Origin of the sequence: Mycobacterium sp., from assembly GCF_049802695.1 — a bacterium.
In the GTDB taxonomy this organism is placed as follows: domain Bacteria; phylum Actinomycetota; class Actinomycetes; order Mycobacteriales; family Mycobacteriaceae; genus Mycobacterium.
In genome coordinates this window covers 1-7,313 of record NZ_JBARMY010000021.1, presented here as the reverse complement: position 1 = coordinate 7,313, position 7,313 = coordinate 1, and the positions used below count along the sequence as shown (strand labels likewise).

The window sequence follows — 7,313 nt, the reverse complement described above, 5'->3', positions numbered from 1 at the left end:
TAGCGATGCCCTTGGGGATAATTCGTCATCACCGCGTTATACCAGTTGGCCAAGGTGGTCGGCGCGTAAGCAAGATTCACTATCGCTTTGTCGATCACCGGGCAAGTAGCAAGCGGCGCAAGGGCTTTGATCGCCTCCGGCTCTGAATCGGCGAAAACCGGCGAGGCGATCGTGATGCCGGGTCCCTCGAGGCCGGCTCCCGGGAAGCTGCGCGCGGTGTGGATCTGCAGTTCTACCCGGTCGTCGAGCTCGGAACGGATCGAGCGTGCCCAGCTGAACACCTCGTCGGCCACGTCGATCGGATACATGTACAGGCAGGTGCCCCACACCGGCGGACGTGGGTGGATCCGAAGCTTGAAAGAGGTGACCACACCGAAGAAGCCCGGTCCCGACCCGCGGGCCGCCCAGTACAGGTCAGGATGGTTCTCTGGATCACAATAGATCCGCTCACCCTCGGCGGTGATCACTTCCATTCCGAGCACGCTCTCGCATGCCGGTCCGAGCACCGAACTGTTCCAGCCGTAGCCGCCCTGCAGGAGATAGCCACCGAGGCGTATTCCCTGGCAATGGCCGGCGGGGAAGAAAAGACCTTGTGCGTCCAGCTCGGCCGCGAAGACACTGGCGGATTTACCGGGGCCGACGTCCGCGGTCATCCGATCCGGTTCGACGGCGCAGTGATCGAGGCGGCTGACGTCGAGCAGCAGACCACCGTCACGCAAGTGGCTGGCGGTCCAGCTGCGTCCGCCCGAACACACGCCGACGTGATGCCCGTTGGCGCGTGCATATCGGATCGCCGCGACAACGTCGGCGACATCGTGTGCTTGCACAATCACATCGGGAAACCGTTGCGGCAGTAGCCCGTTCCACACTGTGCTGCGACGGGCCGTTTCGTATTCTTCGGTACCGCGGGAAAAAGCTTTCTCGACGGCGATTACCACCATTGCATCCCCTCAGAGTCGGCACCCGCAGTGTCGGGCTGCTGTGTTAACGGGCTACCGCCGTCAAACGTTCAGCGTGACTGCCTCGGGAGGGTCGCAGGTAGCCCGCAACTTCGCGGGCCAGCGGGGTGGCGTTGCGGCGGATCGCCCGCAGCGGGCCACTGGGCGGGATGCCGTAGCCGATCGCGAACAGTCCCTCGCCGACGTTCGAGGCAAAGCCGCCGCGCGGATTGCCGTGCTCGTCGAGGACGCCGAGATGGCCGACCAGGCCGTGCAGTTCCGTGCCGAACCCGGTGGCGACGATGATCACCTGCGGCGCTACGGATGTTCCGTCGGCGAGGATCACACCGTCGGATTCGACCGCTGTGACGGCGCTGACGACCTCGATGCGGCCGAGTCGGACGACGTCGATGAGCTCGTCGGCCAGCGTCGGGATGCGGCCCCGTTGTTCCACCGACGCCTTCAACCCGAGCGGTGGCCGGCCGAAACCGTAACCCGACAGGTCGCCCCACATCAGGCGGTTGAGGCGCGCAAACAGCGGATCGACCACCCGAGCGGGCACGCTTGAGAACAGCTCGAGGAAGATATCCGACGGGAACGGCCCGATTGCCCGCCGCACCAGGTGCGGCGGTGTGCGCACCGCCAGCCAGATTCGGCGTGCGCCCGCGTTGGCGAGTTGGACGCCGATGTCGGCGCCCGAATTGCCGGCGCCGACAACCAGGACGTCTCGGCCACGGTAGGGCCACCCGTTGGTGAATTTTCCGGAATGAACGATCTCGCCGTTGAAGCGACTCAGTCCGGGCCACGGCGGGATAGTGGCCGCGCCGTAGTTGCCGGTGGCCAGGATCACTGCCCGGCTGCGAATTTCACCCGCCGACGTGTCGAGTTGCCAGCTTCCATCGGAGCGGTCGACGCGGTGGACTTCACATCCGAGCATGACGTCGATGCTCTGACGCTCAACATAGCGATCGAAATAGCGGACCATGTCCTCTTTGGTCGGCCAACGCCCGGTGGTCAACGGAATCCGTTGTCCGGGTAGGTGCGACAAGAAGCCGGTGGTGTTGAGGCGGAAGTTGTCGTAGCGCGTGCGCCACGAGATCGCCGGGGCCGCAGCGCGATCGACAACCAGCGTTTTCACGCCATGCTGATGATCGAGTTGGCGTGCGACAGCCAGACCCGCGGGACCCGACCCGATGACAACGGCGTCGGGACTGTCCTGGATTCCAGTGGTCATCCGCGATCTCCGGTCATCTTTTCGGCGCCGAGGACTTCCGGCTCAGTAGTGACACGACCCGGAGACGGGCAGGGTTCATCGGGGCAGCACCTACCGCTGCCGGGAGGTCAATCGCTCGGTGTCAGCCGAGGGTCAGGATGCGGGGCCCGTCCTCGGTTGCCGCCACGGTGTGCTCCCAGTGGGCCGCGCGGGAGCCGTCGACGGTAACGACCGTCCAACCGTCGTCGAGCACCAGAGTCTTGGTGGTGCCGAGCGTCAGCATCGGTTCGATGGCGAGCACCGATCCCGGGGCCAGTAACGGGCCCCGTCCGGGGGATCCTTCGTTGGGCAGGAACGGATCCATGTGCATCTGTCGGCCGATGCCGTGGCCGCCGTAACCCGCCACGATCCCGAAGGTGCGGTCGTAGCGCTCCTCGGCCGCGTGGGTCGCGGTTTCAATCGCGTGCGATACGTCGGTCAGGCGGTTGCCGGGGATCATCGCGGCGATCCCGGCTTCCATGGATTCCCTGGTCGCCTGGGACAGGGCTTCGTCGATGGCAATGAGCTGCCCGACACCGAACGTGCGGGCCGCGTCACCGTGCCAGCCGTCCAGAATTGCGCCGCAGTCTATCGAGACCAGATCCCCGGACCGCAGCACATCGCCTGCGGAGGGGATTCCGTGCACCACCCGATCATTGACCGAGGAGCAGATTGACGCCGGATACCCGTGGTAGCCGAGAAATGAAGGTGTGGCGCCGGCGCCGCGGATCACCGACTCCGCGACGTTATCCAGTTCGAGCGTGGAGACTCCGGGGCCCGCGGACGCTTGCACCGCCTTCAGCGCTGCAGCCACCACGGCCCCGGCGGCAGCCATGGCGTCGAGTTCACCGGCGCTCCGCTGTGGCACGACTTTGCGGTTGCGCAGCCCTGCCAGAGCGATCATCGTTACTTCCCCAGGGCCTTGAGCGCGCGGGCGAACACTTCGTCCATCGTGCCGACCGCGTCGACGGTCTTCAGCAAGTCGTCGCGGTAGTACTCGATAACCGCATCCGTCTGATCGTGGTAGATCTTCATGCGGTTGTGGATGACCTTTTCGGTGTCGTCGTCGCGTCCACGTTCTTTGAGGCGCTCGAGCAGCACCTCCTCCGACACCCGGAACTCCAGTACCGCATTCAGCTTGGTGCCCCGGCGTTCGAGCATGTCGTGCAGTGCCTTGGCCTGTTCGAGCGACCGCGGGTATCCGTCCAGGATGAAACCGGCCCCCACATCGGAATCGTCGAGTCGGTCATCGACGAGCTGGTTCGTCACTTCGGAGGGCACCAGGTCGCCGGCTTCGAGGTAGCGCTTGGCTTCCAGACCGAGGTCGGTGCCTGCGTCGATGTTCTTCCTGAACAGGTCGCCGGTGGAAATTTGCGGCACCGCGAGCTTTTCGGCCAGCTTCTTGGCCTGCGTGCCCTTCCCCGCTCCCGGCGGCCCGAGTAAAACAACTCTCACTTCAGGAACCCTTCGTAGTTGCGCTGCATGAGCTGGCTCTCGATCTGTTTGACCGTATCCAATCCGACACCGATCATGATCAAAACCGCGGTACCGCCGAACGGCAGACTCTGCGTCGTCCCGCTGTTGCCGATCTGCAGGAACAGGTTGGGTAACACCGCGATCACGCCCAGATAGATTGAGCCCGGCAGGGTGATGCGGCTCAGCACGAAGCGCAAGTAGTCGGCGGTCGGCTTGCCCGGCCGGATACCGGGTATGAAGCCGCCGAACTTCTTCATCTCGTCGGCGCGCTCGTCGGGATTGAAGGTGATCGACACGTAAAAGTACGTGAAGAAGATGATCAGTCCGAAGTAGAGGCCGATGTACACCGGATTGGACGGATCCGACAGATAGGTGCCGACGAATTTGTCCCACCAGGTATTACCTGTTCCGCCGCTGCCACTGTGGACCAGCTGAGTGATCAAATGCGGGATGTAGATCAGCGATGACGCGAAGATGACCGGGATAACACCGGCCTGGTTCACCTTCAGCGGCAGATACGTCGAGGTGCCGCCGTACATCCGGCGGCCCACCATCCGTTTGGCGTATTGCACCGGAATACGGCGCTGACCCTGCTCGACGAACACCACGCCGACGACGATGATCAGCGCGGCCGCGCAGACCGCCGCAAAAACCACCCCGCCGCGGCTGTCCAGAATGCTTTTGCCCTGGCTCGGGATGCGGGCGGCGATGCCGACGAAAATCAGCAGCGACATGCCGTTGCCGACGCCGCGTTCGGTGACCAGCTCGCCCATCCACATCACCAGTCCGGCGCCCGCGGTCATCACCAGCACGATGACCACCAAAGTGAAGACGCTCTGGTCGGCGATGATTTCCAGGCTGCAGCCCTGCAGCAGACCACCGTTCGCCGCCAGGGCCACAATGCTGGTGGCCTGCAGAATCGCCAGCGCGATGGCCAGGTAGCGGGTGTACTGCGTCATCTTGGCCTGGCCGGACTGGCCTTCTTTACGCAGCTCCTCGAACCGCGGGATGACCACGGTGAGCAGCTGCACGATGATGCTGGCGGTGATGTACGGCATTACGCCGACCGCGAACACCGTCAATTGCAGCAGGGCGCCGCCGGAGAACAAGTTGATCAGCGAGTAGATCTGCGCCGCATCGCCCCCGTTGACCTGTGCAATACACTTCTGCACGTTCGGGTAGTTCACGCCCGGCGACGGAATGGACGCGCCCAGCCGATACAGGACGACAATGCTCAGCGTGAACAGAATCTTCCGTCTCAGGTCGACTGTTCGCAGCGATGAGATGAAAGCCGAAAGCACTCTTCCTCCTGCGCAGCCGAACTCTTGTCGCGGCATGCCAACGTGGCTGGCCTCGCCAGCATCGGATAATCCTCCGTCACGCGCCGAGCACCGCACGCCCGAGAGGTGCGAAGTCGCGCGTCAAACAGTTTACGAGAGTAACAGCGCTGGCAGGGGCTCCCTGCAACCAGGCGTAAAGTTTGGTTAGCTCGTTAATCTTGCTAAGTATCAACCGTTCGCAGGTCGAATGCTTTGGAGGGGTACGTAGATATGACACGCAGCGACAGCGATACCTGGGATCTGGCCTCCAGCGTGGGCGCGACGGCGACGATGGTCGCTGCGGCCCGGGCGCGGGCCAGCGCACAGCCCAACGCCATCATCAACGATCCGTTCGCAGCGCCGTTGGTCCGAGCGGTGGGCATCGACTTCTTCACCCGCGTGGTCGACGGAGAAGTGGGCGCAGCTGACGCCGGTGAGGTCGTCAAACCGGAACTGCAATCCGAAACCGACTCGCTGGCAGTACGCACCCGGTTCTTCGACGAGTTCTTCGTCGGCGCCGCCGCCGTGGGTGCCGGCCAAGCCGTCATCCTGGCCGCCGGCCTCGACTCGCGGCCGTACCGGCTGCCGTGGCCGACCGGCAGTGTCGTGTACGAAGTCGACCAGCCTCAAGTGATCGATTTCAAGACGGCCACCATGGCGGCGCTGGGCGCCGCGCCGACAGCGGAACGGCGGACAGTCAGCGTCGATCTGCGCGACGACTGGCCGGCCGCACTTCGCGCCAGCGGCTTCGACCCCGACCGGCCGACCGCGTGGAGCGCCGAGGGTCTGCTGATGTACCTGCCACCGGAGGCCCAGGACAGGCTCTTCGACAACATCACCGCGCTCAGCGCCCCCGGCAGCCAGCTGGCCACCGAATTCCATCCCGAAGACGGTCCGACGATGGCTGAACGCGCGCAGCAATTCAACGATCGGTGGGCCAGCCTCGGCTGCGACATCAACTTGTCGGGACTGTTCTACGAAGGCAGACGCAACAACGTCGTCGACTACCTCAGCAGTCACGGTTGGCAGGTCACCACTCGGCCCCGGCGGGAACTGTTCACCGATTACGGTCTGGCGTTCCCTGAGGACGACGGGCTGGGCGCGCTCCGCAACATCATTGCCGTGACTGCAATTCGTCGATAGGACCGCAGTGGACACCACGGACCTGAAACCAGTCGACGGGGAGAGTTGGGATCCGAAGTCCGGCGTCGGCGCCACCGCAACCGTAGTCGCGGCTGCCCGGGCGATGGCCACGAAGGATCCGCGCGGATTGATCAACGACCCATTCGCCGCGGATCTGGTCCGTGCGGTCGGAATCGATTTTTTCATCAACATGATCGACGTTGAGTTTCCGGCAATCGACACCCCCTCGTCGGCGCGCCTGCGAGGGATGATCGACGCGGTGGTAGTGCGCACCAAGTACTTCGACGACTATTTCGCCGACGCAACCGAAGACGGGGTACGCCAGATCGTCATCCTTGCCTCGGGCCTGGATGCGCGCGCCTACCGGCTACCGTGGCCAACCGGGACGGTGATCTACGAGATCGACCACCCCCGGGTGATCGACTTCAAAACCACCACGATGGCCGAGGTCGGCGCGAAACCAACGGCCACCCGGCGCGCCGTCGCTGCTGACCTGCGCGGCAATTGGGCCGCCGAGCTGCGCGCAGCCGGCTTCCAACCCCACTTGTCGACGGCATGGCTGGCCGAAGGCGTGCTGATGTACTTGCACGGCGAGGAGCAGGACCGGTTGTTCGACACCATCACCGCGCTAAGCGGCCCGGGCAGCACCGTCGCCACCGAGTATGCGCCCGGGCTCAAGGGATACAAGACCGACCGGGTCGAGGAGCTCTCGCGCACGTTTCGTGCCCACGGCATGGACATCGACATCCCGTCGCTGATGCAGACGGGTGAACGCAGTGATGTGGTCGACTATCTGCGCCGCAAGGGTTGGAAAGCCATCAGCGCGGCGCGAACTGACCTGTTCATCCGTAGCGACCTGCCCCTTCCACCGGCGGATGACGAGGATGCGCTCGGCGAGGTCTACTACATCAGCGGCACGCTCCCGGATCGGGGCGGCTCGGGGCCGGCCGGTCGGCCAATTCCAGAAATCGGTGATAGCGGTCCTCCAGTGCCGCAGTCCACGCGGGGTTGGGCTCGACGATTCGCTCGACGGCGGCCCACCGCCGGGCATCAGTGATCGACGATTCCAGGCCGATCGCCATCCGGGCGACGAAGGCCGCGCCCAGCGCCGCCCCGTCCGCCACGGTAGACAGCTCCACCGGCCGACCGGTGGCATCGGCGATCGCTTGCATCCACGCCGGCACC

General features: G+C 64.6%; 7 protein-coding genes and 1 pseudogene. 2 read left to right on the top strand and 6 right to left on the bottom strand.

Going from position 1 to position 7,313, the window contains the following annotated elements; genetic code table 11:
• From WA317_RS00755 to secY, 5 genes are all read right to left on the bottom strand, one after another.
• Positions 1-941, bottom strand: a 941-nt coding sequence (locus tag WA317_RS00755) for an FAD-binding oxidoreductase (protein WP_425171212.1), incomplete at its 3' end; no start/stop codon positions are given.
• Between the two features lie 43 nt (positions 942-984).
• Positions 985-2,172 carry a flavin-containing monooxygenase gene (locus WA317_RS00750; RefSeq protein WP_425171211.1) on the bottom strand — a complete coding sequence of 396 codons (1,188 nt, stop codon included), beginning with the start codon at positions 2,170-2,172 and terminating at the stop codon, positions 985-987.
• Between the two features lie 121 nt (positions 2,173-2,293).
• Positions 2,294-3,094, bottom strand: coding sequence for a type I methionyl aminopeptidase (gene map, locus WA317_RS00745; RefSeq protein WP_425171210.1), 801 nt, complete (start codon positions 3,092-3,094; stop codon positions 2,294-2,296).
• Between the two features lie 2 nt (positions 3,095-3,096).
• Positions 3,097-3,645 (bottom strand): adenylate kinase, encoded by a 549-nt coding sequence (locus tag WA317_RS00740; protein ID WP_425171209.1) that lies wholly within the window; start codon positions 3,643-3,645, stop codon positions 3,097-3,099.
• Entirely contained in the window at positions 3,642-4,967 is a 1,326-nt protein-coding gene (gene secY, locus WA317_RS00735; RefSeq protein WP_425171208.1) for a preprotein translocase subunit SecY, read from the bottom strand. Before secY ends, WA317_RS00740 begins: the two co-directional genes overlap by 4 nt.
• A gap of 249 nt (positions 4,968-5,216) precedes the next feature.
• Here secY and WA317_RS00730 point away from each other — a divergent pair, with 249 nt between their 5' ends.
• A complete protein-coding gene (locus WA317_RS00730) occupies positions 5,217-6,128 on the top strand; it encodes an SAM-dependent methyltransferase (protein ID WP_425171207.1) in 912 nt (303 codons plus the stop codon).
• Positions 6,129-6,150: 22 nt separating this feature from the next.
• A pseudogene (locus tag WA317_RS00725) lies at positions 6,151-7,050 on the top strand (SAM-dependent methyltransferase); the annotation flags it as partial.
• Here the strand turns inward: WA317_RS00725 and WA317_RS00720 are convergent.
• A partial coding sequence (locus WA317_RS00720) for an FGGY-family carbohydrate kinase (RefSeq protein WP_425171206.1) occupies positions 7,037-7,313 on the bottom strand: 277 nt, incomplete at its 5' end. The pseudogene WA317_RS00725 and the gene WA317_RS00720 overlap by 14 nt on opposite strands.

Excerpts from the sequence above, each read along its gene's own strand:
- WA317_RS00730 (WP_425171207.1), top strand. The coding sequence starts at position 5,217 with ATGACACGCAGCGACAGCGATACCTGGGATCTGGCCTCCAGCGTGGGC.
- map (WP_425171210.1), bottom strand. The coding sequence starts at position 3,094 with ATGATCGCTCTGGCAGGGCTGCGCAACCGCAAAGTCGTGCCACAGCGG.
- WA317_RS00750 (WP_425171211.1), bottom strand. The coding sequence starts at position 2,172 with ATGACCACTGGAATCCAGGACAGTCCCGACGCCGTTGTCATCGGGTCG.